The sequence below is a fragment of the Belliella baltica DSM 15883 genome, assembly GCF_000265405.1.
Classification (GTDB): Bacteria; Bacteroidota; Bacteroidia; order Cytophagales; family Cyclobacteriaceae; genus Belliella; species Belliella baltica.
This window is the reverse complement of record NC_018010.1, coordinates 3,462,268-3,487,701: the sequence shown is the minus strand read 5'-3', so window position 1 is coordinate 3,487,701 and position 25,434 is coordinate 3,462,268. Positions and strand designations below refer to the sequence as shown.

Here is a 25,434-nt window from a genome sequence, read left to right as displayed (position 1 = left end):
CTGAGGGTGCCATTACCAATATCGCATTTTACTACTTTATCTCATTAAAAACTCCTGAAACTAAAGTGTAACCTTAAAATTCATAAAAGTAAAAAAATCTTAATTGTTTCTTTTTTTAATTAATTCAATATGAAAGATTTACTTTCAAAAGAAAAATATGATGGGCAGATTGAAGATGGTGTATTCATATCCCCATTTCCGGTTCCAAAGTACCAATTACTTAAAACTAAATGGCAGGTATCCCCAAAGGGAAAAACAGTGATATGCCGATATTCAGGGGATGGCTTCAAAATAGCGTATGTTCATTGCAAAAATGCTGAAGCCGTTCATATATGTTACGGGCATGACAGAGAATTCCTTAATTCAAAATTTACTTTAAAAGGGCATTCCACATTAGTATCAGATACCCTTAAAAGTAACCAAAGAACCGAGAATTTCCAATTATTAAAAGGTAAATATTGTTCTGAAACAGTACTAGAGCAAAAGGAATTTGAATCCATTTTCTTGGCCTTAAGTCCTGACTGGTTGGACCGGTACCAAAAAGAACTTGAAAACACAGGTAGGTTTTGTGGTTCCCTACATAAAACTTTACTGAATAAGCTAGCGAAACCAATTAGGTATAGTTCGCGAGTAGGGGATTTGGTTGGTAATCTAAAAAAAATCATGTCACCATACTTTTTTGACGAAACCTATCTGGTACTTAAGATCAAGGAAGTACTTTTTCTTCTACACTCAGAAATTCGCGAATCATTTACAATTGCTAATGGAATACATGGAGATATTAGGCTGCTGGAGACATTTGTTGATTATATTGAAGAGAATTTTTTCTTTAATTCCAATATAAGCACTGTTTATGAGGAATTGGGGTGTTCAGCAACTGCTATGAACCGTATAGTGAAATCCCATATAGGAATTACGCCTAAAGAACTGCTCACGCAAACTAGAATGGATTATGCGAAGGAGCAGCTTGAAAGTGGAGCTATGAATGTAAGTGAGTTGGGCCATGCATTACACTATTCCACCCAAAATCATTTTTCCAGGGCATTCAGAAACTGGTTCGGTTATAGTCCTAGCCAAATAAAAAAGGAAAGTTAAAAATGAAATCAGTCTTTAAATGGTCTGACTGATTTATAATTGGGTTTAAAATATCAGAATGCAAATGATTTTTTATTCTTATTTGGAATAAGGTTAAACCAATTAAAAAAATGGTATAAACTAGAGTGTATTTGGTACTAATTAATAGGAGTAAGGAAGGTAAATTTGAGAATGTTCAACTTAAAATACACAATTATGAAAACGAAATTCAAAAAAACCTTAAAAGTCATCACAGCAGGAATTTTCTGCATGGGATTCTTATTCAGTGCAAAGGGGAATTTGGAGAATCAGTTGATTGAAATTGACGAACAAGTTCCGGTACAACCTACTTCTGGTGAAAGTAATCCCTGGAAAGTTGTCTGGGAGTGGTGCGTTCCAAAAAATGAATATTTGATAAAATGCAGACTGGAAGGTGGGGAAACATGCTATGCAAATTGGCAAGTACCTTGTACATGTTAATGTTCAAATTCGACATGCAAGTTCTAGGTTTAAGGATAAATAAGGGAGGGAAATGGTTCTTCATAACCTTATTTTATTGCCTACTGGCTTTAGGTACCTCATGTTCCTCACCCCGGGAAAATGCGCATAGAGAGTTTCGCTTGGTGACATCACCGGAAACATTGAACTTGTCGGGGTATTTCAAAAACATATCGATACAAACATTAATAAGTGAAAACCCGATAGGAACGGTTGATAAAGTCCTGCTCACCGAGTCAAACATTCTTATTTCAGACTTTCATATCATGAAATCGTTGAAGGTATTTGATAAAAAAGGGGACTTGCAGGCTTCCAGGGACGACATTGGTGAAGGGCCATTGGGATTGAGCGAGATAACGGATTTTGGTGTATATCTGGATACCGTCTATGTACTTGATGCCCACAGGAGAAAAATAATGCGCTTTACTTTGGGACTGGAGCCTTTGGATGAATTTTATGTCCCAATTCCATGCAGCAATTTTGTGATCAACAAAGAAGGGATCTTTATTTTGAGGCAAGGATCAGAGGCAAATAGTGGAAGAATTGTACAATTTTCCCATGAGATGAAAATGATCCATTCTGTCTTGCCGATGGAAGAAGCAAATACAACATTGGTAATCTCCGACCCGAATTTATTTACCGAGATCAATGATTCGGTGTTCGTGTTTTCCCATCCCTTCTACCCAAATCTTTGGATCTGCAAAAATGGTGGGATTGAGAAAATAGAACTGAACTTCAAAGGGGAATTTTTGGATGTGAACATACTGTCAAAAAAGCATCCCCTGGATGGCCTGAAATTCGTAAATGAGTTTGATGGATTCTATAACCTAACAAATGGCACCAGACTGTCAGATAGTGAAATATTGTTTTCTATCCGATATCGGAAAAAAAATGGTTATTTATTGGTCAACCTGAAAACTAGGGAAATGACCTTCATTGAAAACATAAAGAATGACCTTGGGAAAGTCCCATCTGCGATTCAGTTTTCGGGAAACTCATCCAGAGAAGCATGGTATTGGATGGATCAGAACGATATCCAAAAATTCTACAACATCAACAGCCGCAAAATCCCTGGTTCGGACCGGATTCAGATGTCTGACGATAAAGAATCAAAAATAATATTCCATCTGGAATATAAATAGGAGATAAATGTTGAGATTTATTTAGTAGGAAGGTTTTTTACCAATCCTTCCGATGAAAATATCCACGACCGAACCGGATTCTTTAGTTCGATATTTGGTATATTTTCTCAATTTATATTTGGATGCCTCTGTAGTGATATAATAAAATTTTGCCCAAGAATATGAAGAAGCGATGGATATAAACCTCAAAGACAAAATTATAGCTTTCATCCCGGCGCGGGGCGGTTCGGAAGGGTGCAAAGACAAAAACATCAAACTCTTTAACGGTAAGCCCTTAATCTATTACAGCATTGAATTTGCCAGAAAGTGCGGACTGGGAGACAGCACGTACGTCTCTACGGATGATTTGAAGATTGAAGAAATTGCTTCAGGATACGGAGTCAAAGTAATCAAAAGGCCTGATGAATTGGCTACCGCAAAGTCAACGGTAAGTGAGGCTGCATTGCATTTTCTGGAAAATATCGGTGACACAGCTACAGACGCTGAATATCTTTTGGTACTTCAACCGACTAATCCTCTAAGAACGCTTGCGCATTTTGAAGATGCTTTACGGCTAATTATAGAGAGGGATGCTGATTGTGTTTTCACAGTTACTCCACTTAAGGTTAAGTTGGGGGAATTGGTCAATGGTTTTTTTAAACCCACATTCTTTGAATTTCACCAGCAAAGACAGGATTTGAATAATTATCTCAGCATGAACGGATTGATCTTCCTGTCAAAGATCAGCTCCCTGCTTAAATATAGGTCTATCTTTGGCGAAAAGTCAGTACCCATAATAGTAGGTGAAATGTACACACTCGCTGATATTGACACTCCTTTGGATTTTGAGGTTACGGAATTTTTATATAAAAAATTCAACTCCTAAATTCCGCACAACCCCATGTTTATTTGGATAATTGCCAGTCTCGATCGCCTTTAATGCTATGAAAAGCGAAAATAAAATCCTATTCCTTGTATCAGTAAACTCCGAATATCCAGTGCAAGCAGCTTTGGCAAAACTTTTAAGGGAAAGGACAAAACTTTACCCAATATTTTGTTTTGACTCGGTCGCCCATAATCTATATAAAGAAGTTCAGTTGTGTAAAGCCGAAGGATTTACGGTAATTGAGCTCAATAAGTCCCACGACACAAAAGGAATCAATGACAAGTCATTAATGACCAGTTATCAGCAAAAATATCAAGCTGACAACTGTAATAATTTTTGGAAGTCTTTTCAAGGTCTGGGACAATCCTTTAAAAAAGTCGGAAAACTTGTCCGAAATTATTCTAAGTTGATTCTAGATTTTAGGCAATATTTCCGGGCCAATGGCATATTATTGCTTGTCGTTTCAAACAACAAGCATTCATTCAATAACCCCTATATTATCAAAGCTGCCCATCTGGAGGGAGTTAATGTAGTTTCACTGCCATTTGGGATGCACAGCCCACACTCGCTTGCTACAAAAGCGGCAAAAGAAGATATACTATACCTACATAGACCGGTCAATAAACTTGCGGGGTTTGTATTTCCAAAGTGGAAATATCAAAAAGAGCAGCTCAATGTTTTGGCATTGCCCGGGGAATTTTTATTCGCCATGGAATTGTTGGATGCAGGACCTGAAATACCCTGGGCGGGCAACGGAGGTCGTGCCGGTTATATTCTTACTGAGAGCGAATACATGCGGGATTTTTACTTACAGCAGGGAATCAAAGAAGAAAAGCTTGTACCTACAGGAGCTTTGTATAATGATGTGATGGCAGAAGTATTGAATAAAAGTAAAATTAATTATCAAGAATTATGTCGGAAATATAGATTAGATGTGGGAAAGCCAATGATTTTAACCTCCTTTCCCCAATATTTACCGACTTTTATGGACAATGTTTCCGAGTTTGATTCCTTTGGGGAATTTGTAAAATTTTATGCGGATGCTTTAATAGCGTTATACAGGGATTTTAATGTTGTTATTAGTATTCATCCACGGATGTATGCCGGGAATTTTCTAGAACTGGACGTCACAGGGATAACAATAGCAGAGGAAAGTATAGAGCAACTAATTCCCTTGTGTAATTTTTATATCAACTGTGAATCATCCACTACCAGGTGGGCAATTGCCTGTGCTAAACCCACAATTAATTACGATTTCTACAGGCTGAATTTTAAAATATTCACCCTGGATGAAGGCGTAGTCACCGTCAATACACCTGATGAATTTCAAAAAACATTGTACCAAATGTCCTACGACAATAAATATTTTCAGGGTTTGAAGCAAAGACAGGAAAACCTGAAGCCCCGCTATGGATTATTGGACGGTCGGGCAAGCGAAAGGATGCTGGATTTTTTTGGGAGGATCGTTCCCGAAGGACATTTGCGTGCATAAGATAATGATTCTCTAGTTTCAATTAATGGTAATAGAATATTAAAATTCATTTGATATAATTATGAACCAATACGTAAGAATATACAGAGATGCCCTTTTGAATGACGTGGTACCTTTTTGGGAAAAGCATTCGCTGGACAGGGAATATGGAGGGTACTTTACCTGTTTGGATAGGGAAGGGAAAGTCTTCGATACGGATAAGTTTGTGTGGCTGCAGGGCAGACAGGCCTGGACATTTGCCATGTTGTACAACAAAGTGGAAAAGAATCCTGCCTGGTTGGAAGCGTCCCGATTGGGAATAGATTTTCTGAAAAAGCATGGGATGGATGCGGAGGGAAATTTCTATTTCTCTCTGGATAGAAAAGGATCCCCTCTGGTACAGCCTTATAATATTTTCTCGGATTGCTTTGCGGCTATGGCATTCAGCCAATATGGTCAAGCTTCCGGAGATCAGGAAAGTTTGGATTTGGCAGTAAGCACATTCAACAATATCCTCAAAAGACAACACAACCCCAAAGGGAAGTATTCCAAGATTATCCCTGATACCCGCCCTTTGAAAGGCTTTAGCCTTCCGATGATATTGAGCAATCTTTGTCTGGAACTCGAGCCCCTGCTGGATAAAAACTTGGTAGAAGAAACCATAAATGCCTGTGTCAGGGAAGTAATGGATGTGTTTTTGGACAGGAAAAGCCTGATGGTCTATGAAAACTTACTGGAAGATGGCAGTTTGAGTGACTGTTTTGAAGGCAGGCTGATCAATCCCGGACATGGGATAGAAGCCATGTGGTTTATGATGGATATTGCCAAGAGGCGTGATGACAAAGCTTTAGCTACTTTGGCTAAGGATGTTACCCTGAATTTATTGGATTACGGATGGGACAAAGAGTTTGGAGGGATTTTCTATTTCCTCGACAGAAAAGGCCATCCGCCGCAACAGTTGGAATGGGATCAGAAACTCTGGTGGGTACACTTAGAAACCCTTGTTGCCCTAGCCAAAGCGTATCAGATGACAGGGGATACTGCCTGTATGGATTGGTTTGACAAAGTCCATGAATACAGCTGGAAGCATTTTGCAGATCCTGAATTTGGGGAGTGGTTTGGCTACCTGAATAGAAGGGGAGAGGTCCTGCTTCCGCTCAAAGGTGGGAAGTGGAAAGGATGTTTTCATGTGCCAAGAGGGATGTATCAGGTGTGGAAGACATTAGAAAATGAATAAACTTTACTATGGATTCCACATCTCTACTAGTATCAATTAGAAATGAAGTTTATAAATTCAGATACTTATTTGATATTCGATATTCGTGGATATTAGTTCCAGTATTCAAATTGTTGCTGTAAAATCAAGTAAGTGCTTTCGTCCATTAATTCCAATCATGATAACTTCAATTACAAGGCTAATGCTTTTCTTTTTCCCTATGTTGCTGCTCAATAACCCGACTTCTGGGCAAACGGATTGGTATGATCCCCTAAGAGTTGATTTCCCTGTTATTGAAGGTAGGTTCATGGATAAAAATGATTATTTTAGGTTGCCCTCAGAATTGCAGCTTGTGGTGAGGAAGGAGGTTTGGGAACTTTCAAAAAATTCAGCTGGGCTTTCATTGGGATTTCTTACGGATGCTACTGAAATACAGGTAAAATACACAGTCAAAGGCAATCACCAAATGCCGCACATGCCTGCTACAGGAGTTAGCGGTGTGGATCTTTTTTTCAGGAAATCAGAGGAAGAGTGGAATTGGTCCCGTGGTGTGTACAATTTTGGTGATACAATTCAATACATTTTCAAAATAGATCCAAATCCTAATTTTGAAAAAGAATTTAAACTTTATTTGCCCCTTTACAATGAAGTAGAACACCTGAGCATAGGTGTGAGGAAAGGACATACGTTTGAGTTTATTGAAAAAAACAGCGAAGCCCCCATTGTGGTCTATGGAACATCTATCGCACAGGGAGCCTGTGCTTCAAGGCCAGCCATGGCCTGGACGACGATTTTTCAGCAAGCTTTGGGTATGCCTTTGGTTAATCTTGGATTTTCGGGCAATGGATTGTTGGAAAAGGAACTTATTGATTGGATCAGTAAAAAGGAATCTTCTTTAATCATTTTAGACTGCTTGCCCAATTTTGTGCCTGGTAAAGGAATTTCAGATGATGAAATCAGGGCAAGGATTCAATACGCCGCAAGGAAACTCCGAGCAGATAATCCCGAAGTGCCGGTGCTGTTTACGGCCCATGCCGGATATTCCGATCAGTATGTAGATCATAGTCGGAGGGACCTGGTAACCAAACTGAACACTATTCTTCTCGAAGAATTGGACAAACTATGGGAACAAGGAGTACATGGAATCCATCATTTATCTTCGCAAGCTATAGGACTGGATCAGTTCGATTTTGTCGATGGAACTCACCCTACTGATGGGGGTATGTTAAAATATGCCAAAGCATACCAGAATAAAATATTGGAAATAAATCAGGAGGAGAGAAAATGAAAGTACAATGTTTACTGATATTGATCCTGGCAGTTATTTCATTTAAAATAAATCAAGCTTTTGCTCAAAAAACTAAAGTTGCATGCATAGGTGATTCAGTCACTTTTGGATATGGTATTTCAGAAAGAGACAGCCTTAGTTATCCAAGTCAGTTGCAAAGGATGTTAGGTGATTTTTATGAGGTGGGCAATTTTGGGCACAGTGGGGCAACTTTACTTCAGAAAGGCCATAATCCCTATGTCCAAACAGCTGCTTATAAAAATGCATTGACATTCAGGGCTGATATTGCGATCATTCATTTAGGACTTAATGACACTGATCCAAGAAACTGGCCCTATTACAAGGGTGAGTTTGAAGTTGATTATGCATCTTTGATTGCTGATTTGAAGCAGGCAAATCCCGATGTGCGGATTCTGATTGCAGAATTGAGTCCGATTTTTAGTGGACATCCAAGGTTCAAAAGTGGTACACGTGATTGGCATCGAGAAATCAGGAATAAAATCCGAAAGATCGCCAAAGACAATGAAGTGGAGTTGATAGATTTTTTTAAGCCACTACATCAGCATCCCGATTTATTTCCAGACAATTTGCACCCAACTGCTCAAGGAGCTGAGATTTTAGCCAGCTTGGTTTATTCTAAGTTAAGTAATGAAGCCTATGTTTTTCAACTAGGTGAAATCTTCCAAAATGGGGCCCTCCTGCAAAGAGGGGAAAGGGTTAGTGTTTTTGGCAGGGGAATTCCTGGAGAAGAGGTTGTAGTCAGGCTGGGAAATTCAATTGGGAAAGACCAGGTTGATGTAGATGGAAATTGGCTTATTGAGTTGGGGCAGGTACCAACAGGAGGGCCATTTAATTTGGAAGCCAATCATGCAAAAGAAACTCTAAAATTAGATTCCATCTGGGTCGGAGACCTTTGGCTAGCGATGGGGCAATCCAATATGGACTGGCCGCTTTCACTAAGTAACGGGGGTAAGTCCTTGGAGGAAATTAGTCAGGAGAACCTGTTTCCTAGAATCTATAAATATGATCCTGTTGGTACAATGAACGATCAGGCCTGGGACAAAATGACCTTAGAAGCAGTTCAGGATTTAAGATTTTTTGAGGGACAATGGTTGTCAGGGCAGAAGCTGAAGGATGCTTCCGGGTTGGTATATTATTTTGCAAAGCAGTTGGGTTCCCATTTGGAAATTCCCATAGGAATTGTACAACTAAGTTTGGGTGGGGCACCTATGGAATCCTTTGTGTCTAGAGAAAGTCTTGAAGAAGACAATCTATTAGTCGATATACTATCAGGCTGGAAGCAATCGGATTTTATGATGCCATGGGTTAGGCAGCGGATTAAGGAAAATTTAGGGAATTCCTATGAAACACTTCAAAGACATCCTTTCGAGCCTGCCTATTTGCATGAAGCAGGTATCAAGCAGTTAGAAGGGCTTGTATTCAAAGGTCTGATTTGGTATCAGGGTGAAAGTAATACCCATAATCCAGAACTATATAGTAACTTATTCCAGCTTTTTGCAGAGGATATGCGGGGAGTATTTGGAGAAAGTTTACCAATTTATACTGTGCAATTACCCAGAATGTCAAGGGAAGAATGGCCCTATTTCAGGGAGATTCAGGCTCAACTGGCTCAAGAACTTCCTGACGTATATCTGGCTACCACTATTGACTTGGGAGACAGTCTTGATGTTCACCCAAGAGATAAAGAAAGTTTAGGCAAAAGGTTGGCAGCGTTGACATTGAACTATTCCTATGACATGTCCTTTGAAGACCCAAGTAAGATCAAGGTGAAAGAAGTGTATTTTGAGAAAGATATCTTGAATTTGGTTTTTAACGTGAATGATGCACTTAAAGTGAAAAGTGGTCTTTTGGTTCATGGTTTTGAATTGATTGGTCCAAAAGGACTTCGAAAGAAAGTGAGAGCTGAGATATCTAAGAATACTGTATTGATAGAAGTACCTAAGAGCTTTATACCGGAAGCTGTATGGTATGGATTTGAAACCTTTCCACAAACCAACTTATTAAGTCCCGCTGGTAATCCGATAGGGCCTTTCCGTTTACCTTTAAATTTAAATTGAAATATGATGAAAGCTATAAAAATCATTGCTTATGTAATTTTTTATATCTTCCTTTTCACTTCCTGTGACAAGAAAAACATTGAAGAAATCCCATATGCTAACTTTTACCCCATCGATCCTGATGATTCAGAAGAGCTTATTATACAAAAGGCTGCGCATGTAGTACCTACTCCAAGACAATTAAGGTGGCAGGAACTTGAACTTACTGGGTTTTTTCATTTTGGGATCAATACATATACCGGAAAGGAATGGGGTGATGGAAAGGAAGATCCAGCATTATTTAATCCAACGGATTTGGATGTGGAGCAGTGGGTACTCACTGCCAAAAAGGGAGGTATCAGACAGGTGATCCTCACTGCCAAGCATCATGATGGTTTTTGCCTTTGGCCAACGGCTACTACTACACATTCTGTGGAAAGCAGTCCATGGAAGGAAGGAAATGGAGATGTGGTGAAAGAAGTAGCTGAGGCCTGTGAAAAGCATGATATGGGATTTGGGGTATATCTTTCTCCATGGGATATGAACGCTCCAATGTATGGTACAGAGGAGTACAATGATTTTTTTGTTGCCCAGCTTACTGAATTGCTTACCCAATATGGAAAAGTTGACGAAGTGTGGTTTGATGGAGCCAACGGTGAAGGTCCAAATGGTAAAAAGCAGGAGTATGATTTCGACCGATGGTATTCATTGATCAGAGAATTACAGCCAGAAGCAGTTATTGCCATTATGGGTCCTGATGTGAGATGGGTAGGAACAGAGACAGGATACGGTAAAGAAACAGAGTGGAGTGTAATTCCTGTGAATAACCTCAGTCAGGATCAAATTGCAGAAAGTTCTCAGAAAGATGTGAACATCAAACCTACTTGGGATAAAAGCGATGAAGTATTGGGAGGGAGAGAAAGCCTTCAAGATGCAAAAGGCTTAGTCTGGTATCCCGCAGAAACAGATGTTTCTATTCGTCCAGGATGGTTTTTTCATGAAAGCCAAAACAATCAGGTCAAGAGTGTAGAAAAGCTTTTGGATATATATTTTCACTCTGTTGGTAAAAATGGTGTTTTGCTCCTCAACATCCCCCCGGACAAATCAGGTAGAATCCATTCCAAAGACTCTCTGAATCTTGTTGAGTGGAAATCTCAGATAGACAAAATCTTTTCTGAAAATATCGCTAAGTCAGGAAAAATACATTCCAGTGATGGAACTGATGCCTCTAATTTGATTGATGGAGCACAGCAAACATTTTGGACGCCAAAAGACAAAAGTTCTATTGCTGAATTGGTTTTGGAGTTTACAGAACCAAAGCTTTTCAATGTGCTGAACTTACAGGAATATATTCAAAGAGGGCAGCGTGTAGAAGAGTTTGTATTGGAAGTGGAGCAGGAAGGTAATTGGAATGAAATTGTCAATGGGACAACTATAGGTTACAAGCGGCTCTTAAAGTTCCCTGAGATAGAAGCTAAAAAAGTTAGGCTTCGTATTTTATCATCAAGGCTCAATCCGCAGCTTTCAGAAATTGGACTTTATTATGATGGAAATTGATATGAAACATTTATGGATTTTACTGCTATTGGTTTTAGGGCTCTTTTCTTGTCAAAATGAAAGTCAGGAAATAGCGAAGCCCAACATCATCATCATCATTTCTGATGACCATACCCAGCAGGCTATCTCGGCGTATGGAAGTAAACTGACTCAAACTCCGAATATTGACAGGATTGCAAATGAAGGAGTATTGTTCAACAAGGCCTATGTCAACAATTCCATTTGTGGACCGAGTAGGGCTGCTTTGCTGACAGGTAAATACAGCCATAAAAATGGCTACCGTGACAATGAGAATTCCTTCTATGATTCTTCGCAGGAACAGTTTGTCAATCATTTGCAAAAAGCCGGATACCAGACTGCTTGGATTGGGAAATACCATTTGGGAGAAGACCCAAAAGGATTTGATTATTGGGAGATTTTGCCCGGGCAGGGACACTATTATAATCCTGACTTTATCCAGATGGATGGTTCAATAATCAGGAAAGAAGGGTATGTCAGTAACCTGATAGAAGATGCAGCAGAAAGTTGGTTGGATTCACGTGACCAAAACAAACCTTTCTGCCTGATATTGGGCCATAAGGCTACACATCGTACATGGATGCCGGATTTGGATGATCTAGATATGTTTGACGATGTGGAGTTTCCCATTCCTGACAATTTTTATGATGATTACAAAAACCGGGAAGCTGCCCGAGTCCAGGATATGAGTATAGCACACACCATGCAAATGGCCTATGACCTCAAAATGTATCCTGAAGATACCAAAGATGGGAATGTCACCAGAATGACAGCTGATCAAAGAAAAATATTTGATGCATATTATAATCCTATCTATAAAGCACTCAATGAAGCAGGACTGGAAGGTGATGCTTTGACAGAATGGAAATTTCAGCGCTACATGAGAGATTATTTGGCTACAGCAGCTTCCATGGACCGGAATATCGGTCGTTTATTGGATTATTTGGATAATCACGCTTTGAGTGAAAACACCATCGTCATTTACTTGTCTGACCAGGGCTTTTACTTGGGCGAACATGGATGGTTTGACAAGCGCTTTATGTATGAGGAGTCTTTTAGAACACCCATGATGATGCGTTATCCCGGGGTTATTGCCCCAGGGACTGTTTCTGAGGATTTTGTCATAAATCTGGATATTGGTCCTACCATGTTGCAGGCTGCTGGTCTGGAGATCCCAAAGGATATGGATGGGAAGTCATTTTTGCCGGTACTGACTGACCCAAAAGCAGAAGGAAGGGAAGCAGTCTATTACCACTATTATGAAAATGGCGAACATGCCGTGTCCCCGCATTTTGGTGTCCGGACTGATCGCTATAAACTTATCCGCTTTTATAAGCGGGTTGAAGAATGGGAATTGTATGATCTAGGAAATGACCCACAAGAGCACAATAATCTATTTGGAAATGAAGAATATGCAGAGGTTCACAAAGAAATGTATGCCAAATTGATGAGAGTGATTGAAAAATATGGAGATGAGGAGGCAAATGCAATTGTGGAACAGCCTATGAATGGAGATCTCCATCTAAGAAAAAAGTAAAATGAATAGGTTCTAAAATTGAAAAATAAAAAAATGGATAGCATAAAATCTCCGATATGGGCATTTCTGATTTTACTTTTAATTGCTCACTTTAAGGCGTTTGGTCAATCAGAAAAACTCCTTCCTCAACCATATCAAGCATCATTCGGAAATACTGAATTGATAATCAAAGGGGACAAAGAGGATTTTAAAAGTAAATTGACTGAATGGATTTCGGTGCCGCGAGATGGGTCTTATAATTTTGAAGATGTTCAGGTCAGCGTCCAATGGGTGGAGAAACTTAACGGCATTGATTTCAACAAAGATGAATCGTATCTTTTAGAAGTGACTGCTGAACAGATTGCCATTCAAGCAGTAAAAGAACAAGGGGCTTTTTATGCCCTTCAGACCCTGCTTCAATTGGCAGATGAAAAAGAAGGTAACCTGGTAATCCCTGAGTCCAGGATACTTGACCGTCCTGCTTTCCGTATAAGGGGATTTATGCATGACGTGGGAAGGAGTTTTATCCCTGTGGAAGAATTGATGAAGCAGATTGAAATCCTTTCCTCCTATAAGATCAATGTTTTTCATTGGCATTTTACAGAAGACCTTGCCTGGCGATTGGAATCCAGGCTTTTTCCTGAATTGACTGCCGATGAAAATTTTGAAAGATTTCCGGGAGAATATTATACCCAAGAGGATGTCAGAAAACTGATCGATTTTGCCAAAAGACACCATGTCACTGTCATTCCGGAAATCGATATGCCTGGGCACAGCGCGGCTTTCCAAAGGGCTATCGGCTATGATATGCAATCCAAAGAGGGTAAGGAGATTCTGAAAGCACTACTGACAGAGGCTGGGGATTTGTTTGCAGGCCTCCCATATTTCCATATTGGTACTGATGAAGTGAGATTTACAGCCCCGGACTTTGTCCCTGAAATGGTGGCTTTTGTAAGAGCTATGGGTTTTAAGGTTGTATCCTGGAACCCTGGCTGGGATTACAAAGCTGGGGAAATAGATCTGCTTCAACTCTGGTCATACCGTGGAAAAGCCCCTGAAGGAATACCTTTTGTCGACAGCAGATTTCATTATATCAATCATTTTGATGCTTTTGCCGATTTGGTAAGCTTATTCAGAAGTAATGTGGCGGGCTATGAAATTGGTTCGGAAACAGTTGCAGGTTCAATTTTGGCCGTTTGGAATGATCGAAAATTGAATGACTGGAAGCAGATCATCAGAGAAAATAACTTTTATCCTGCCATGCTGACTTTTGCCGAAAGACTTTGGCAAGGCGGAGGAGAGGGCTATTTTGATGAAATAGGTGTTTTATTACCTCAACCGGGCACACCTGCTTGGGAGAGTTTCGCAGACTTTGAGGATAGGCTATTGTGGCAAAGAGATCATCAATTTGAAAACTCTGATTTCCCATACTATAAACAAAGAGACATGGAGTGGCTGGTCTTACCCCCATTGGCCAACCAAGGAAATTTGGACTTGGAATTTGACTTTGAAGCTGATCTTAAAAAAGGTCAGGTACCAACTGAGATGCTTGCGGAAGCAATTCATGTAAAAGGCGGAGGAACATACTTGAGGCACGTTTGGGGTAACCTGGTCCCTGCTGCCATCAAAGACCCCAAGCCCAATCATACCGCTTTTGTAATTGGAAAAGTTTATGCTACTGAAGACAAGGAAGTCAAAGCAGTGATTGTCTTTCAGGATTATAGCCGATCAGAAAAGGATCTTCCGCCCCCTCAGGGCGCATGGGATTGGAAAGGAAGTAAAGCTTGGATCAACGGTGAACCGATCCTGGCGCCAATTTGGGAAAATAGCCATACAGACAAAACTAATGAAATCCCCCTTCAAAATGAAAACTGGCAGAGTAGACCAGCACAAAGGTTGACCTTGAAAAAAGGATGGAACATGATTTTACTTAAATTGCCAGTAGGCCAATTTCAAACCAAGGAATTACGCTTGGTCAAGTGGATGTGGAATTTTGTGATACTAGATGAGGACGGTCAAGAGGCGGAAAGTTTGAAGTGGGATAACTCAAAAATTGAATCCAAATAGATAGTTGAGCTGTTTGGGATTTGTAATCCCGAACCCTGATTATAAGGATTTGCTATCTATTTACCCAATCTAGGTTTAGCGTTGGAATTGGAAATTCTATCTATCTGACCCGTGGAATTTCAAATTCCGAGGAGCGAGTATAACACAAAAATTGAATCTAAATAATTGCGTGGGCATTCTGCTAACAAAAAATCCTTCCCCTCGGTGTAGGGGAAGGATTTTTTAGAGCGATAGGATACTTTCTGATTGAGATACTTTTTCAATTTTGAATTTACGTGTTCCTGCAGGCAGGTTCCATTCTATTACTTTTCCCTCCTGAAACCCGATCAAGGCTACACCCAATGGTGAAAGGATAGAAAGCTTCTGCTCTGCTAAATTGGCATTTTTGGGAAAGGTAAGCGTAAACTGTAGTCTTCTCCCACTTGCGATGTCGATAATTTCAAAGCTGGAACCAAGCTGTATGACTTTCTCGGAAATTTTATTGTCAGCCACTATTTTGGCTCTTCTGAGTTCCGATTGTAAAACTCCCAGTTCTTTGGTTCTTCCGCTTGAAGGGATACTTTCCATAAGTTCGGAAAGCGCTTTTTCGTCTGATTTTTTGATGATAGGTACCATGATTGATTACGTTTGATTTTTGTGAAATATAGATAGCCGAACAAATACAGCAGACCTAAAAGGTGCTTGGCTATATTAGTCGGAAATTGATAGAATTTACCCTAGAAGTGAAAGGGAATGGTTCCCCTGCTAAAGCACGTTTTTAAAGAGATAGCAGGGGCTTAGTTACAAAGGCCTTGCTGTGTGCTGATTTCAAAAATTGCATAGAATTCCCTTGCATAAGAGCAATCGAAGTGGTCGATATTTTTGCTTTGGGATTCATTTCGCGAAAGATACGATCATTTAAACTAAAAGAAGAGATTTCTATCGGATTTTTATATAGAAAAGTATGAAACTAAGGAAGATAGACTTGATGATCGTTACAGTCTAATCTTAGTTCAGAATCTTCCATTGATTTTTTAAGTAGATTACAGTAATGTTCACCGCTTTTGTTCTGATAATTGGCACAACTAAAACACATTCTTTGCATGGGAACCAGACCGTTTGCTTGTAGGTCTTTGATGGTGTTGAACAAAATCCCATAAAAGATTTCCTTTTGATCCCTAGTGTATTTTCCGATTACCTTTGTCATAGGGTTGGCCATTTGGGCAGCATCTTGTGCTTGGTCTTTGCCTTTAGAAGTAAGATTTAGAGAAAAACTTCTTGAATCATTGGGGTCGGATACCTTTTTGATTAAACCTTTTTGGATCAAAGCTTTAACTGAATCACTGATGGTTGCCTTGGTGAGGTTGAATTCCTGTGCAAGATAACTTACTCGGTGCATCTCAGGAGAATGATACAGCAGGAAAACCAAAATCTGAAGCTGGATAGGACTAAGATTGGTCTGCTTGCCCTGTTCGAGAAGCAGTGATTTAAATACAAGTGATATTCTTTCCAGGGCAAAGGTTATTCTTGCATCCAGACTGTTTTCCTGTTGTAAAGGATCAAAAGGGGAGGACATCATTTACAGTTTTCCATTTCATAAATATAATAACCTTTTTCCATGATGGCGGTTTCCCAATCCGGTTTGATGGTTTCAATATGACAAAACCGACATTCTTTGGAAGTGATTTCCAAATGCTTCAAGTTCTTGCCTTGTAGATACTCTTTTCCAAAACCATAAATAGTTTCCTGATTATCGGTTTCCTGGGGAACGATGATGTCAAAGTGCATCAATTTACCGTCTTTTCGCTTAACATAGGTGTCCCAAACTGCTACTTTCATAGTTTAAGATTTAAAATTCGCCTTCATTGATATAGGGATATGTCCAGGTGATGACGGTCAGTGTCACCGCCTTGAACCAGGCGTTGTACATGTTCTCCACCTCTTCTTGACTATTTCCTTTTTTTGCCAGAAATGACTTGATCGTCATCGTGATGGGAACTATAAAGGCTACCATATAACGATAGTGAATATTTGGTACAGCATCCACACCATCTGTTTGGTTCTTTTTGGATTTGTGGTGACGTTTGGCAATTTCATGTTGGTAATCCAGCCAGGATTGGTCATAAGGTTTTTGGCAAATATCCAAAATCCACTGCCCAAACCTTGCTCTGACAGCAGACAAGTACTCCATGTTTGGATTGTCATTTTTTCCAAAATAACGGACCAGGTGTGCATGTCCTCCTACAAATCCATACCGTAAATCCAAGATGTCATTGACCTGATCTTTGAGTATTTCTCCGGCCTTTTGGAGATTGGCCTGATCTTCCTCCGACCAAAGTACGGTCTGCTTTAATAAACTCAAGTCTTCCATACTGATGGGAGAAGACTCCAATCCTGACTTTCCGTAGTCGTATCCTTTGATGTGTTCCATGATTGTTTTGTTTTAGTGATTTCTAAATATAGGTAGGATTCCTAATCAAAAAAAATAAATTAGATTTTTAATTCCGATAAAATTGTCGGAAAATAAATATTTCTTACATTTGTCATATAATCATGTGACCAAAGTTAGTAAAATCAGCGGATGTTTTCAAAAGCATGTGAATACGGAATCAAGGCAATGCTTTATGTGGCAATACAATCACAGCAGGGGAAACGTGTAAAAACGGGTGAGATCGCTGAGAAAATCGGCACACCTGAAGCTTTTACTGCCAAAATACTTGGGGAGCTGGTAAAGCATGAAGTGGTAGAATCTCTCAAAGGACCTTACGGTGGATTTTACCTGGAGCCTTCCAAACAGGCTAAAGTTAAGATCAGCGAAATTGTCAATGCCATTGATGGAGATAGTATTTACAAGGGTTGTGGTCTTGGACTTTCGGCATGCAATGCCTCAGAACCTTGTCCCATGCATGATAAGTTTGTTCTGATCCGATCGCAGTTAAAGTCCATGTTGGAGACTACCAGTATCAAAGATTTGGCTGAGGGTCTTGTGTCAGGCAAGGCTATTTTATTGAGATAAAAAAAATTTGAATTTATTTCCGATAAAATTATCGGAAATAAAAATGTTATACTACAGAATAGGTATGGAATTGATATTACAACATCTATGCGTCTTAGGGCAGGTAAAAGCATTCATGCTTCAGTTTATCATTTTGAATTCTTCCAGAGATCAGCTTTGGAGTAGTCCGGGAGTAATTGGTACGTTGTTTTTGATTGCCATAGTGCTGTTTATTGCAGTTGTCATTGTGGTTTTTCGGCTTTCTTCATTTTTTGACAGACTACAGAAAAGGTCAGAAAGGAGTACCCAACGTGAACTCAAGCAGCAAATCATCAATCTGGAGGATGCAGATGTTGATGATATTCTGGTAAGTAGGAAAGCAGCTCGCCGGTACCAATTGAAAGGGGATGAATTGGGGAGTGGAGGTGAAATCAGAGACGAGAAAGGATTGGTGGACTACCTCACTGAGGACCCTGAAAATCCCATTGTGGATGAAAAGAAAAAATCACCCTTGAAAATGGAGGTGGACCCTGCGCTGAAACAAATCGTTGTTTGGTATTTGGCTGCCGGGGTATTCTGGCTGGTTTTCGGAACTCTTATAGGGCAATATCTCGGGATGAAGTTTATCTGGCCTGAAATGGATTCAGCAAGGTTTTTATCCTTTGGGAGGTTGAGGCCTGTACATACTAATGTGGTTTTTTGGGGATGGGCTTCGATGGCAATGATTGGCTTGGGCTATTTCGTCGTAGTCAGGACATCTAACAATAAAATCTTTCGTCCCAATTTGGCGAAGATTGCCTGGGTACTGATGAACATGGCAGTATTATGCGGAACGGTTTGCCTCATGTCCGGGATCAACAATGGAGGAGGAGAATACCGTGAATTTATTTGGCCGGTTGCAGCGCTTTTTGCAGGAGGTCTGATTTTGACTTTCTATAATTTTTACCGAACAGTAGCTACCCGTAAGATTTCGGAAATCTATATCTCCAATTGGTATCTTTTGGGCGGATTGGTTTGGACGATAGTCCTGGTCGTAATAGGATATTTGCCTCAATTTCAAGATGGCCTTGGCGAGACGGTAATTCAGGGATATTACATGCACCAAGGTGTAGGGATGTGGTTCATGACTTTTACCCTTGGTTTGATTTATTATTACCTTCCGGCATCTCTCAATAAACCCATTTACTCTTATTCTTTGGGCGTATTGGCATTTTGGACGCAGATGTTGTTCTATACGCTTATTGGCACCCATCACTTTGTATTCAGTCCATTACCGTGGTGGCTACAGACTGTGGCAATAGTATTCAGTGCAGGAATGTTTATCCCCGTAGTAGCCGGTACCACAAACTTTCTTTTGACTATGCGTGGTAGCTGGAGTGATATCAACAAGAGCTATGTGCTTCCTTTTTTTCTGGTGGGTGTGGTCTTTTATTTTGTGGGGTCAACCCAAGGGAGTTTCCAGGCCTTCCGGTTCACCAATTTTATCTGGCACTTTACAGACTTCAATGTGGCCCACTCTCACATGACGATGTATGGCATCATCACTTTTATCCTTTGGGCATGCTTCTATGCTATTCTTCCCAAGTTGACCGGGCACGAACCTCCCCAGCTTAATGTTGGAATTCATTTCTGGCTCGCATTTGTTGGGCTCTTTGCCTATATGATTTCACTGATGGCAGGAGGAACACTCAGGGGGCTCAGCTGGATGGATAATAATCCATTTATCGATTCGGTGATTTTAATGCGTCCTTACTGGGTTTGGCGGGCTATCGGGGGTTCTCTGATGTTCGTGTCCCATCTGATGTTTGCTTATAATTTTTGGGTTATGGTAAAATCTTATCCGAACACGAAAGCCAAGCATACCCAATCTCTGGAAATTGTACAGTCCTAATTTTATAGACGATGAACTTTCATAAAGACCATAAGCTTCTGGTAGGCACTTCATTTTTGGGATTTCTTTTTTTAAGTATCCTGATAGCTGTGCTGCCTGCCATTCAATTGCAACAGGTAGAACCTTTACCCGCCATGCAGCCACTTTCGGCATTGGAAAGAGAAGGTCTGCGTATTTATGTGGAGGAAAACTGTATGGCTTGCCATACCCAGCAAGTGCGCAATATTGAGATGGACAAAGCTTGGGGCAGTCGTCCTTCCCTGGCTTCCGATTATTATTTCAGCAAAGTGAGGATGGATGTTTGGCGGCAATCTCCTTCATTACTTGGTAGTGAACGGACCGGGCCAGATCTTACCAACGCAGGTCTCAGGCAGCCTGGTAAGGAATGGCACCTGCTCCACCTCTTTAATCCCCGTACCGTAGTCAAGGAGTCCATCATGCCTTCTTATCCCTGGCTATTTGAAATTAAAAAAACAGAAGCTGTACTTAGCTCGGATACCAAGGTAGCGGTGCCCGAGAAATACCTGCCCAATCCGGGACACACAGTAGTGGCCTCAGAAAAGGCCTTGGCCTTGGTGGCCTATCTGCAATCTTTGAAGCAAGCTGAGTTGCCAGGACCTGCAGACCGGGAGTTTATTCCTTCCTCAAGGAAAACCAAAACTTCAGAAGACAGTGGGGACTTGGGCTTGGATGGGCAGACGCTCTACATGCAAAATTGTGCAGCATGTCATCAATCAGATGGAAGTGGGTTGACAGGGGCCTTCCCGCCTTTGGCAGGTAGCGCAATAGTGAAAAATGATGATCCATCCCTTTTAATCCAGATCATCTTGGAAGGGTTTGATGCACGGACCGAATATGGGGTAATGCAGGGATTCGGGGATATTCTTTCTGACGAAGAAATCGCCGCCATTGCCAATCACGAGCGGAAAAGCTGGGGAAATAATGCAAAACCTGTCAGTATTGAAGAAGTTCGGAATATCAGAGAATATGTAAAACAATTAAATCAATAAGACATGACAAATGCAGGAAATGAATTGACAAGCTTAATCACCAGTACTCCACAAGAGGGGAGAGATTTGGCGGTCAAATTGGCACGGAAATCTATTGCTGAAATACAAACTGATCCAGAAATCCGGAAGTCTCTGAGGAAGTCCTATGCAGAGGATACTGCCCAGTTGATTGCATCTGCTCAGGTGGTAGCTGTAGAATTTCAAACCATCGCCATGGCCAACAATTATTGGAGGTAAGAATATGAAGAGATTTGCTTTTAAAATTATAATCTACTTGCCTTTGACTCTCTTTTTCCTACAGGGGAGTGTATTGGCCTGTGAAGTATGTAGAAGAAATCAGCCTGAAATTTTACAGGATATTTCTCACGGTGTGGGGCCGCTTCAGTTTTGGGACAATATGGTAGTAGGGGGAGCTACCATTTTGGTAGTGATTGTGCTCTTTTACAGTGCCAAGCTTTTGTGGAAACCCGGAGAGCAGCATTCTTCCCATATCAAAAACCTAGTAAAAGATTTTTAATATGGAAGACAATAGAATAATTAAGGTTTACCTAGATGATGATCCTCAGCCATTTGTGGAGTTTGCTCCGCCTACCAAGTTTGTCTTGGATACAAGCAAGATTCCCGATGGCAAGCATGAATTGAAAATTGTTGCGCGATCATCTTCTGGAAAAGAAGGGATCAGGACACTCCCTTTTGAAGTCAGGAATGGACCTTCCATTGCTGTGGTAGGACTAAAAGATGGCGAAGTGGTGAATGAAAAAGTTCCCATTACCATCAATTCCTATGGAAGCGAAAAGAATGATTTCTTTTTGATACGTGGATCAGAGACACCTAAAGGTATTCCGGCGTGGGTTTGGGCATTGGTGATCGGATTTGTGGGGTTTGCGATGTTTTATTTGATCATGTATTGGGATCCCCAGTTTTATAAATCATTCTTTTAAAGATGCGAGTTAAGATAGAAAGCAGAAAAGAAATCGAACAATTGGTGGACAGCTTCTACAGCAAAGTTCGCAAGGACGAATTGTTAGGAGAGATATTTGAACAAATTATTCAGAACAAATGGCCAGAGCATCTGGATAAGATGTACAGATTTTGGGAAACCGTGCTGTTAGAAGACCACACCTATTTCGGAAGTCCATTTACACCTCATGCCCATATGCCTGTGGAAGAAAGACATTTTAAAAGGTGGGTATCATTATTCAATGAAACTGTGGATGAACTTTTTGAGGGAGAAAAAGCTGAAAGAGCCAAATGGCAGGGTGGGAGAATGGCAGAGATGTTTCTTATAAAGATCAATTATTTTCGGGAGAGTGGGAGTAGTCCCATAACTTAATTATCAACGCAAAATGGAAAAGCCAAAACCTATCAAACGACATAAATCCTTACAGCCATTAAGTAGAGATCATCACTATGGTCTCTTGGTTTGTTGGAAAATAAGACAGGGATTGAAGAAAGGGATAGAACTTTACAGGATCAAATCTTATACGGATTGGTTTTGGAACAGCCACCTTGAGGAGCATTTCAGGGTAGAGGAAGATTTTTTGTTTCCAATTTTGGGAAATGAACATGAAATGGTGAAAAAGGCTCTGGCTGAGCACAGGAGAATTAAGCGGTTGTTTTTGGATGAAGATAACATATATAAGACTCTTAGCTTGTTGGAAGAGGAGCTTGAAAAACATATCCGATTTGAAGAAAGAGGATTGTTCAATATGATTCAAATCGTAGCTGATAGTTCAGTGTTTTCAACTTTGGAAAATAGTCTTGAGCATGAAAATTATACTGAAGATTGGAATGATAAATTCTGGGAAAGGGAATCTTAATATCATTTTATACAATTCAGGATTTGCAATCCATTTACCCAAGTCACCTTTGAGCTGGTTTTGAAAATTCCAGATATCTGAGTCTTGGAATTTCAAATTCCGAGGAGTTACCCCTATTTAGATATAGGTATTCCTCCAACAAAAAATCCTTCCCCTCGGTGTAGGGGAAGGATTTTTTAGAGCGATAGGATACTTTCTGATTGAGATACTTTTTCAATTTTGAATTTACGTGTTCCTGCAGGCAGGTTCCATTCTATTACTTTTCCCTCCTGAAACCCGATCAAGGCTACACCCAATGGTGAAAGGATAGAAAGCTTCTGCTCTGCTAAATTGGCATTTTTGGGAAAGGTAAGCGTAAACTGTAGTCTTCTCCCACTTGCGATGTCGATAATTTCAAAGCTGGAACCAAGCTGTATGACTTTCTCGGAAATTTTATTGTCAGCCACTATTTTGGCTCTTCTGAGTTCCGATTGTAAAACTCCCAATTCTTTGGTTCTTCCGCTTGAAGGGATACTTCCCATAAGTTCGGAAAGCGCTTTTTCGTCTGATTTTTTGATGATAGGTACCATGATTGATTACGTTTGATTTTTGTGAAATATAGATAGCCGAACAAATACAGCAGACCTAAAAGGAGCTTGGCTATATTAGTCGGAAATTGATAGAATTTACCCTAGAAGTGAAAGGGAATGGTTCCCCTGCTAAAGCACGTTTTTAAAGAGATAGCAGGGGCTTAGTTACAAAGGCCTTGCTGTGTGCTGATTTCAAAAATTGCATAGAATTCCCTTGCATAAGAGCAATCGAAGTGGTCGATATTTTTGCTTTGGGATTCATTTCGCGAAAGATACGATCATTTAAACTAAAAGAAGAGATTTCTATCGGATTTTTATATAGAAAAGTATGAAACTAAGGAAGATAGACTTGATGATCGACTGTGGATGAACTTTTTGAGGGAGAAAAAGCTGAAAGAGCCAAATGGCAGGGTGGGAGAATGGCAGAGATGTTTCTTATAAAGATCAATTATTTTCGGGAGAGTGGGAGAAGTCCCATAACTTAATTATCAACGCAATATGGAAAAGCCAAAACCGATTAAATGGGCTTTCCGGGATTTGCAATACCGAACTAAAGATAAACAGGAATTGCAATCCAACTTATTTCATATCAGGTTTAATCGTTCGTATGCGGGATTAAAAATTCCTTTGTTCAGTACCCCGGATTTACAATTTTCGAGGAGCTAGGATGTTGGTTCAGACTTTCCCAAAACCAATGCTGACACCTAGCCAAAACATTTCAGTTGACTTTGGATTAGCGGCATTAGAATTATTCTTGAACCTTTCTTCAAAATCAATTCCTACAAGATAGTATGCGAGATCAAGGCTTGAGAAATGGGTTCTGTATTCATCCCGAACTTCTTCGGATTCTCGAAGACAAAGATTGCCAGTGGGCTTGTTGTCAGGCAGGTAAACTAGGTCTAGTTTTTGTTGTATAGAATTGATCATCTCCTGAAATTTCCCAGCCTGAATTTTTTGAAGTACTTTTTGAAGTTCTGAGGAACCAGTCATTTGCTTAAAGTTCAGTCAGGTTGGATTTCTTTTTCCAAAAATAGACTTTCTCCCCATATTTTAAAGGCCTGATTTCAACTTCTTTGTATGGATAAATCCTGTTTTTTGAAAAATTATTGAATAAAATGGCCATTACAAAAAGAATGATAATGCCCGTCAGAACTGGGTTGATGATATAAAAGTAGCCCATGGATTTAATTTCATCTGAACCGATGTTGGCAATTAAGGCAATAGCACCTCCTGGAGGATGTAAGGTTTTGGTGTATTGCATGGCAAGAATGGCCAATGAAACAGACAATGCAGGTGAAAACCAGATCATAGATTCAATGTAAAAAAACCTATAAACTGTAACACCAATAGCTGCTGAGATTAAGCTCCCTAAAAATAAATTTCTAGGCTGAGCAAAAGGACCGTGAGGATTACCAAATAAAATAACTGTGGTTGCTCCAAATGCTCCAATTAAAAATAGAATATCTGAATTGTCATCAGTGTGGAAGAGCCCTTGAAGTATGCCTATTGTACTTAAACCCAAAAAGCCTCCAAAAAAAGACCATGCATTATCCTTTGGGTTGTGCCTAGTCTCCCTATATACAATGTATCGGGCTTTTTGTAGTGACTTCTTCAACTTTTTCTTTTTCATGGCTGCAAAAATAGCCAAATTGCCTTAGGTCATCATTTGAACCATTTCAGATTTTCCAAAAAGTTCAATAACAAACCTATAAAATGTCACTAAAGCATGAACGGACTTAGTAAAGACCATCATCAGAGACTATCGCTTTGTTAATTTTACGTTCTATGGCTCTATACGATTTCTATTTTCAACAATTCAATGAGAAGGTTCCACTCACAAAAGAGGAACAAGAGCAGATTCAATCCTATCTTACACTCAGGAAAATCAGGAAAAAACAATCCTTTCTCCAGGAAGGAGAGGTTTGCAAAAGTTATGCTTTTGTGAATAAGGGCTCCTTGAGAAAGTATTCTATTGAAAATGGGAATGAGCACATCATACAGTTTGCCATTGAAGGTTGGACAGTCGGAGATCTGTTGAGTTTTCTTAGCGAGGAACCTGCCACTTACCATATTGACACCCTTGAAGACAGTGAATTGGTACTTATGAGTAAGGCTGCCCATGATGAGTTGCTCAGGACACAACCTAAATATGAAACCTATTTCCGTCTTCTTATCACAGGGGCCTATATCGCTCTTCAACGACGCCATTCTTTTACCTTAAGTCTGCCTGTTGAGCAGCGGTACACAGACTTTGTAAAAAAATATCCGGAAATCGTACAAAGGGTGCCCCAACACATGATTGCTTCCTACTTGGGCCTTACTCCCGAAACCCTCAGTCGGGTGAGGAAGAAGTTGGCCAAGCGTAAATAATCTATAGATTTTTTTCTTGATTTAAATCAAT

General features: G+C 40.1%; 27 protein-coding genes. 20 read left to right on the top strand and 7 right to left on the bottom strand.

What is annotated here, in order from left to right; all coding sequences use genetic code 11:
- The first annotated feature begins 129 nt into the window (after positions 1 to 129).
- From BELBA_RS15865 to BELBA_RS15810, 11 genes are all read left to right on the top strand, one after another.
- Positions 130 to 1,095 (top strand): helix-turn-helix domain-containing protein, encoded by a 966-nt coding sequence (locus BELBA_RS15865; protein ID WP_014773691.1) that lies wholly within the window; start codon positions 130 to 132, stop codon positions 1,093 to 1,095.
- A gap of 195 nt (positions 1,096 to 1,290) precedes the next feature.
- Complete coding sequence (locus BELBA_RS19755; RefSeq protein ID WP_014773690.1) at positions 1,291 to 1,554, top strand: hypothetical protein; 264 nt, start codon at positions 1,291 to 1,293, stop codon at positions 1,552 to 1,554.
- Positions 1,494 to 2,714: a 6-bladed beta-propeller gene (locus tag BELBA_RS15855; RefSeq protein WP_083833714.1), complete on the top strand. Its 1,221-nt coding sequence runs from the start codon at positions 1,494 to 1,496 to the stop codon at positions 2,712 to 2,714. The genes BELBA_RS19755 and BELBA_RS15855 overlap by 61 nt, the downstream gene beginning before the upstream one ends.
- 172 nt (positions 2,715 to 2,886) lie before the next feature.
- Positions 2,887 to 3,579, top strand: coding sequence for an acylneuraminate cytidylyltransferase family protein (locus BELBA_RS15845; protein ID WP_014773688.1), 693 nt, complete (start codon positions 2,887 to 2,889; stop codon positions 3,577 to 3,579).
- A gap of 58 nt (positions 3,580 to 3,637) precedes the next feature.
- Positions 3,638 to 5,071, top strand: a complete 1,434-nt coding sequence (locus BELBA_RS15840; RefSeq protein WP_014773687.1) for a hypothetical protein — start codon at positions 3,638 to 3,640, stop codon at positions 5,069 to 5,071.
- A 61-nt stretch (positions 5,072 to 5,132) separates the two neighbouring features.
- On the top strand, positions 5,133 to 6,287 hold the full coding sequence (locus tag BELBA_RS15835) for a n-acyl-d-glucosamine 2-epimerase (protein WP_014773686.1): 1,155 nt from the start codon (positions 5,133 to 5,135) through the stop codon (positions 6,285 to 6,287).
- A 157-nt stretch (positions 6,288 to 6,444) separates the two neighbouring features.
- Positions 6,445 to 7,554, top strand: a complete 1,110-nt coding sequence (locus BELBA_RS15830) for an SGNH/GDSL hydrolase family protein (RefSeq protein ID WP_014773685.1) — start codon at positions 6,445 to 6,447, stop codon at positions 7,552 to 7,554.
- On the top strand, positions 7,551 to 9,632 hold the full coding sequence (locus tag BELBA_RS15825) for a GDSL-type esterase/lipase family protein (protein ID WP_014773684.1): 2,082 nt from the start codon (positions 7,551 to 7,553) through the stop codon (positions 9,630 to 9,632). The genes BELBA_RS15830 and BELBA_RS15825 overlap by 4 nt, the downstream gene beginning before the upstream one ends.
- A 3-nt stretch (positions 9,633 to 9,635) precedes the next feature.
- Positions 9,636 to 11,168 (top strand): alpha-L-fucosidase, encoded by a 1,533-nt coding sequence (locus BELBA_RS15820; RefSeq protein WP_211208394.1) that lies wholly within the window; start codon positions 9,636 to 9,638, stop codon positions 11,166 to 11,168.
- Positions 11,155 to 12,723 carry a sulfatase family protein gene (locus tag BELBA_RS15815; RefSeq protein ID WP_014773682.1) on the top strand — a complete coding sequence of 523 codons (1,569 nt, stop codon included), beginning with the start codon at positions 11,155 to 11,157 and terminating at the stop codon, positions 12,721 to 12,723. Before BELBA_RS15820 ends, BELBA_RS15815 begins: the two co-directional genes overlap by 14 nt.
- Before the next feature lie 33 nt (positions 12,724 to 12,756).
- Positions 12,757 to 14,769 (top strand): family 20 glycosylhydrolase, encoded by a 2,013-nt coding sequence (locus tag BELBA_RS15810; RefSeq protein WP_014773681.1) that lies wholly within the window; start codon positions 12,757 to 12,759, stop codon positions 14,767 to 14,769.
- 222 nt (positions 14,770 to 14,991) lie between these two features.
- Here the strand turns inward: BELBA_RS15810 and BELBA_RS15805 are convergent, their stop codons facing one another.
- From BELBA_RS15805 to BELBA_RS15790, 4 genes are all read right to left on the bottom strand, one after another.
- The gene (locus tag BELBA_RS15805; RefSeq protein ID WP_014773680.1) at positions 14,992 to 15,384 is read right to left on the bottom strand and encodes a GreA/GreB family elongation factor; all 393 of its coding nucleotides are present in this window, start codon (positions 15,382 to 15,384) and stop codon (positions 14,992 to 14,994) included.
- A 334-nt stretch (positions 15,385 to 15,718) separates the two neighbouring features.
- A complete protein-coding gene (locus BELBA_RS15800; protein ID WP_041779414.1) occupies positions 15,719 to 16,327 on the bottom strand; it encodes a MarR family winged helix-turn-helix transcriptional regulator in 609 nt (202 codons plus the stop codon).
- On the bottom strand, positions 16,324 to 16,587 hold the full coding sequence (locus BELBA_RS15795) for a DUF2024 family protein (RefSeq protein ID WP_014773678.1): 264 nt from the start codon (positions 16,585 to 16,587) through the stop codon (positions 16,324 to 16,326). The genes BELBA_RS15800 and BELBA_RS15795 overlap by 4 nt, the downstream gene beginning before the upstream one ends.
- A gap of 10 nt (positions 16,588 to 16,597) precedes the next feature.
- Positions 16,598 to 17,179 (bottom strand): protoglobin domain-containing protein, encoded by a 582-nt coding sequence (locus tag BELBA_RS15790; protein WP_014773677.1) that lies wholly within the window; start codon positions 17,177 to 17,179, stop codon positions 16,598 to 16,600.
- 150 nt (positions 17,180 to 17,329) lie between these two features.
- Between BELBA_RS15790 and BELBA_RS15785 the strand changes: the two genes are divergently transcribed.
- From BELBA_RS15785 to BELBA_RS15750, 8 genes are read left to right on the top strand one after another with little or no spacing between them, the layout of a single operon-like run.
- Positions 17,330 to 17,764, top strand: coding sequence for an RrF2 family transcriptional regulator (locus BELBA_RS15785; RefSeq protein WP_014773676.1), 435 nt, complete (start codon positions 17,330 to 17,332; stop codon positions 17,762 to 17,764).
- A gap of 43 nt (positions 17,765 to 17,807) precedes the next feature.
- On the top strand, positions 17,808 to 19,634 hold the full coding sequence (locus BELBA_RS15780; protein WP_014773675.1) for a cbb3-type cytochrome c oxidase subunit I: 1,827 nt from the start codon (positions 17,808 to 17,810) through the stop codon (positions 19,632 to 19,634).
- Between the two features lie 11 nt (positions 19,635 to 19,645).
- Positions 19,646 to 20,644: a cbb3-type cytochrome c oxidase subunit II gene (locus tag BELBA_RS15775; protein WP_014773674.1), complete on the top strand. Its 999-nt coding sequence runs from the start codon at positions 19,646 to 19,648 to the stop codon at positions 20,642 to 20,644.
- Positions 20,645 to 20,647: 3 nt separating this feature from the next.
- On the top strand, positions 20,648 to 20,881 hold the full coding sequence (locus BELBA_RS15770; protein ID WP_014773673.1) for a hexameric tyrosine-coordinated heme protein: 234 nt from the start codon (positions 20,648 to 20,650) through the stop codon (positions 20,879 to 20,881).
- Between the two features lie 37 nt (positions 20,882 to 20,918).
- Entirely contained in the window at positions 20,919 to 21,161 is a 243-nt protein-coding gene (locus BELBA_RS15765; protein WP_014773672.1) for a hypothetical protein, read from the top strand.
- 1 nt (position 21,162) lies between these two features.
- Entirely contained in the window at positions 21,163 to 21,585 is a 423-nt protein-coding gene (locus BELBA_RS15760; protein ID WP_010609125.1) for a hypothetical protein, read from the top strand.
- 2 nt (positions 21,586 to 21,587) lie between these two features.
- Complete coding sequence (locus BELBA_RS15755; RefSeq protein WP_014773671.1) at positions 21,588 to 21,977, top strand: group III truncated hemoglobin; 390 nt, start codon at positions 21,588 to 21,590, stop codon at positions 21,975 to 21,977.
- Between the two features lie 13 nt (positions 21,978 to 21,990).
- On the top strand, positions 21,991 to 22,464 hold the full coding sequence (locus tag BELBA_RS15750) for a hemerythrin domain-containing protein (protein WP_014773670.1): 474 nt from the start codon (positions 21,991 to 21,993) through the stop codon (positions 22,462 to 22,464).
- Between the two features lie 176 nt (positions 22,465 to 22,640).
- On the opposite strand, the gene BELBA_RS15745 is transcribed toward BELBA_RS15750, so the two are convergent.
- From BELBA_RS15745 to BELBA_RS15735, 3 genes are all read right to left on the bottom strand, one after another.
- Entirely contained in the window at positions 22,641 to 23,033 is a 393-nt protein-coding gene (locus tag BELBA_RS15745; protein WP_014773669.1) for a GreA/GreB family elongation factor, read from the bottom strand.
- Positions 23,034 to 23,708: 675 nt separating this feature from the next.
- A complete protein-coding gene (locus BELBA_RS15740) occupies positions 23,709 to 24,023 on the bottom strand; it encodes a hypothetical protein (protein WP_014773668.1) in 315 nt (104 codons plus the stop codon).
- Between the two features lie 4 nt (positions 24,024 to 24,027).
- Positions 24,028 to 24,663, bottom strand: a complete 636-nt coding sequence (locus BELBA_RS15735) for an HPP family protein (RefSeq protein WP_041779412.1) — start codon at positions 24,661 to 24,663, stop codon at positions 24,028 to 24,030.
- 155 nt (positions 24,664 to 24,818) lie between these two features.
- Between BELBA_RS15735 and BELBA_RS15730 the strand changes: the two genes are divergently transcribed.
- Positions 24,819 to 25,403, top strand: coding sequence for a Crp/Fnr family transcriptional regulator (locus BELBA_RS15730; RefSeq protein ID WP_014773666.1), 585 nt, complete (start codon positions 24,819 to 24,821; stop codon positions 25,401 to 25,403).
- The last annotated feature ends 31 nt before the right edge of the window (positions 25,404 to 25,434 follow it).

Coding starts and splice junctions, on each gene's coding strand:
- BELBA_RS15820 (WP_211208394.1), top strand. CDS start 9,636: ATGATGAAAGCTATAAAAATCATTGCTTATGTAATTTTTTATATCTTC.
- BELBA_RS15810 (WP_014773681.1), top strand. CDS start 12,757: ATGGATAGCATAAAATCTCCGATATGGGCATTTCTGATTTTACTTTTA.
- BELBA_RS15785 (WP_014773676.1), top strand. CDS start 17,330: ATGTTTTCAAAAGCATGTGAATACGGAATCAAGGCAATGCTTTATGTG.
- BELBA_RS15815 (WP_014773682.1), top strand. CDS start 11,155: ATGATGGAAATTGATATGAAACATTTATGGATTTTACTGCTATTGGTT.
- BELBA_RS15740 (WP_014773668.1), bottom strand. CDS start 24,023: ATGACTGGTTCCTCAGAACTTCAAAAAGTACTTCAAAAAATTCAGGCT.
- BELBA_RS15830 (WP_014773685.1), top strand. CDS start 6,445: ATGATAACTTCAATTACAAGGCTAATGCTTTTCTTTTTCCCTATGTTG.
- BELBA_RS15840 (WP_014773687.1), top strand. CDS start 3,638: ATGAAAAGCGAAAATAAAATCCTATTCCTTGTATCAGTAAACTCCGAA.
- BELBA_RS15780 (WP_014773675.1), top strand. CDS start 17,808: ATGTTATACTACAGAATAGGTATGGAATTGATATTACAACATCTATGC.
- BELBA_RS15855 (WP_083833714.1), top strand. CDS start 1,494: ATGCAGACTGGAAGGTGGGGAAACATGCTATGCAAATTGGCAAGTACC.
- BELBA_RS15735 (WP_041779412.1), bottom strand. CDS start 24,663: ATGAAAAAGAAAAAGTTGAAGAAGTCACTACAAAAAGCCCGATACATT.
- BELBA_RS15755 (WP_014773671.1), top strand. CDS start 21,588: ATGCGAGTTAAGATAGAAAGCAGAAAAGAAATCGAACAATTGGTGGAC.
- BELBA_RS15800 (WP_041779414.1), bottom strand. CDS start 16,327: ATGATGTCCTCCCCTTTTGATCCTTTACAACAGGAAAACAGTCTGGAT.
- BELBA_RS19755 (WP_014773690.1), top strand. CDS start 1,291: ATGAAAACGAAATTCAAAAAAACCTTAAAAGTCATCACAGCAGGAATT.
- BELBA_RS15775 (WP_014773674.1), top strand. CDS start 19,646: ATGAACTTTCATAAAGACCATAAGCTTCTGGTAGGCACTTCATTTTTG.
- BELBA_RS15760 (WP_010609125.1), top strand. CDS start 21,163: ATGGAAGACAATAGAATAATTAAGGTTTACCTAGATGATGATCCTCAG.
- BELBA_RS15865 (WP_014773691.1), top strand. CDS start 130: ATGAAAGATTTACTTTCAAAAGAAAAATATGATGGGCAGATTGAAGAT.
- BELBA_RS15835 (WP_014773686.1), top strand. CDS start 5,133: ATGAACCAATACGTAAGAATATACAGAGATGCCCTTTTGAATGACGTG.
- BELBA_RS15805 (WP_014773680.1), bottom strand. CDS start 15,384: ATGGTACCTATCATCAAAAAATCAGACGAAAAAGCGCTTTCCGAACTT.
- BELBA_RS15845 (WP_014773688.1), top strand. CDS start 2,887: ATGGATATAAACCTCAAAGACAAAATTATAGCTTTCATCCCGGCGCGG.
- BELBA_RS15790 (WP_014773677.1), bottom strand. CDS start 17,179: ATGGAACACATCAAAGGATACGACTACGGAAAGTCAGGATTGGAGTCT.
- BELBA_RS15795 (WP_014773678.1), bottom strand. CDS start 16,587: ATGAAAGTAGCAGTTTGGGACACCTATGTTAAGCGAAAAGACGGTAAA.
- BELBA_RS15745 (WP_014773669.1), bottom strand. CDS start 23,033: ATGGTACCTATCATCAAAAAATCAGACGAAAAAGCGCTTTCCGAACTT.
- BELBA_RS15730 (WP_014773666.1), top strand. CDS start 24,819: ATGGCTCTATACGATTTCTATTTTCAACAATTCAATGAGAAGGTTCCA.
- BELBA_RS15825 (WP_014773684.1), top strand. CDS start 7,551: ATGAAAGTACAATGTTTACTGATATTGATCCTGGCAGTTATTTCATTT.
- BELBA_RS15750 (WP_014773670.1), top strand. CDS start 21,991: ATGGAAAAGCCAAAACCTATCAAACGACATAAATCCTTACAGCCATTA.
- BELBA_RS15770 (WP_014773673.1), top strand. CDS start 20,648: ATGACAAATGCAGGAAATGAATTGACAAGCTTAATCACCAGTACTCCA.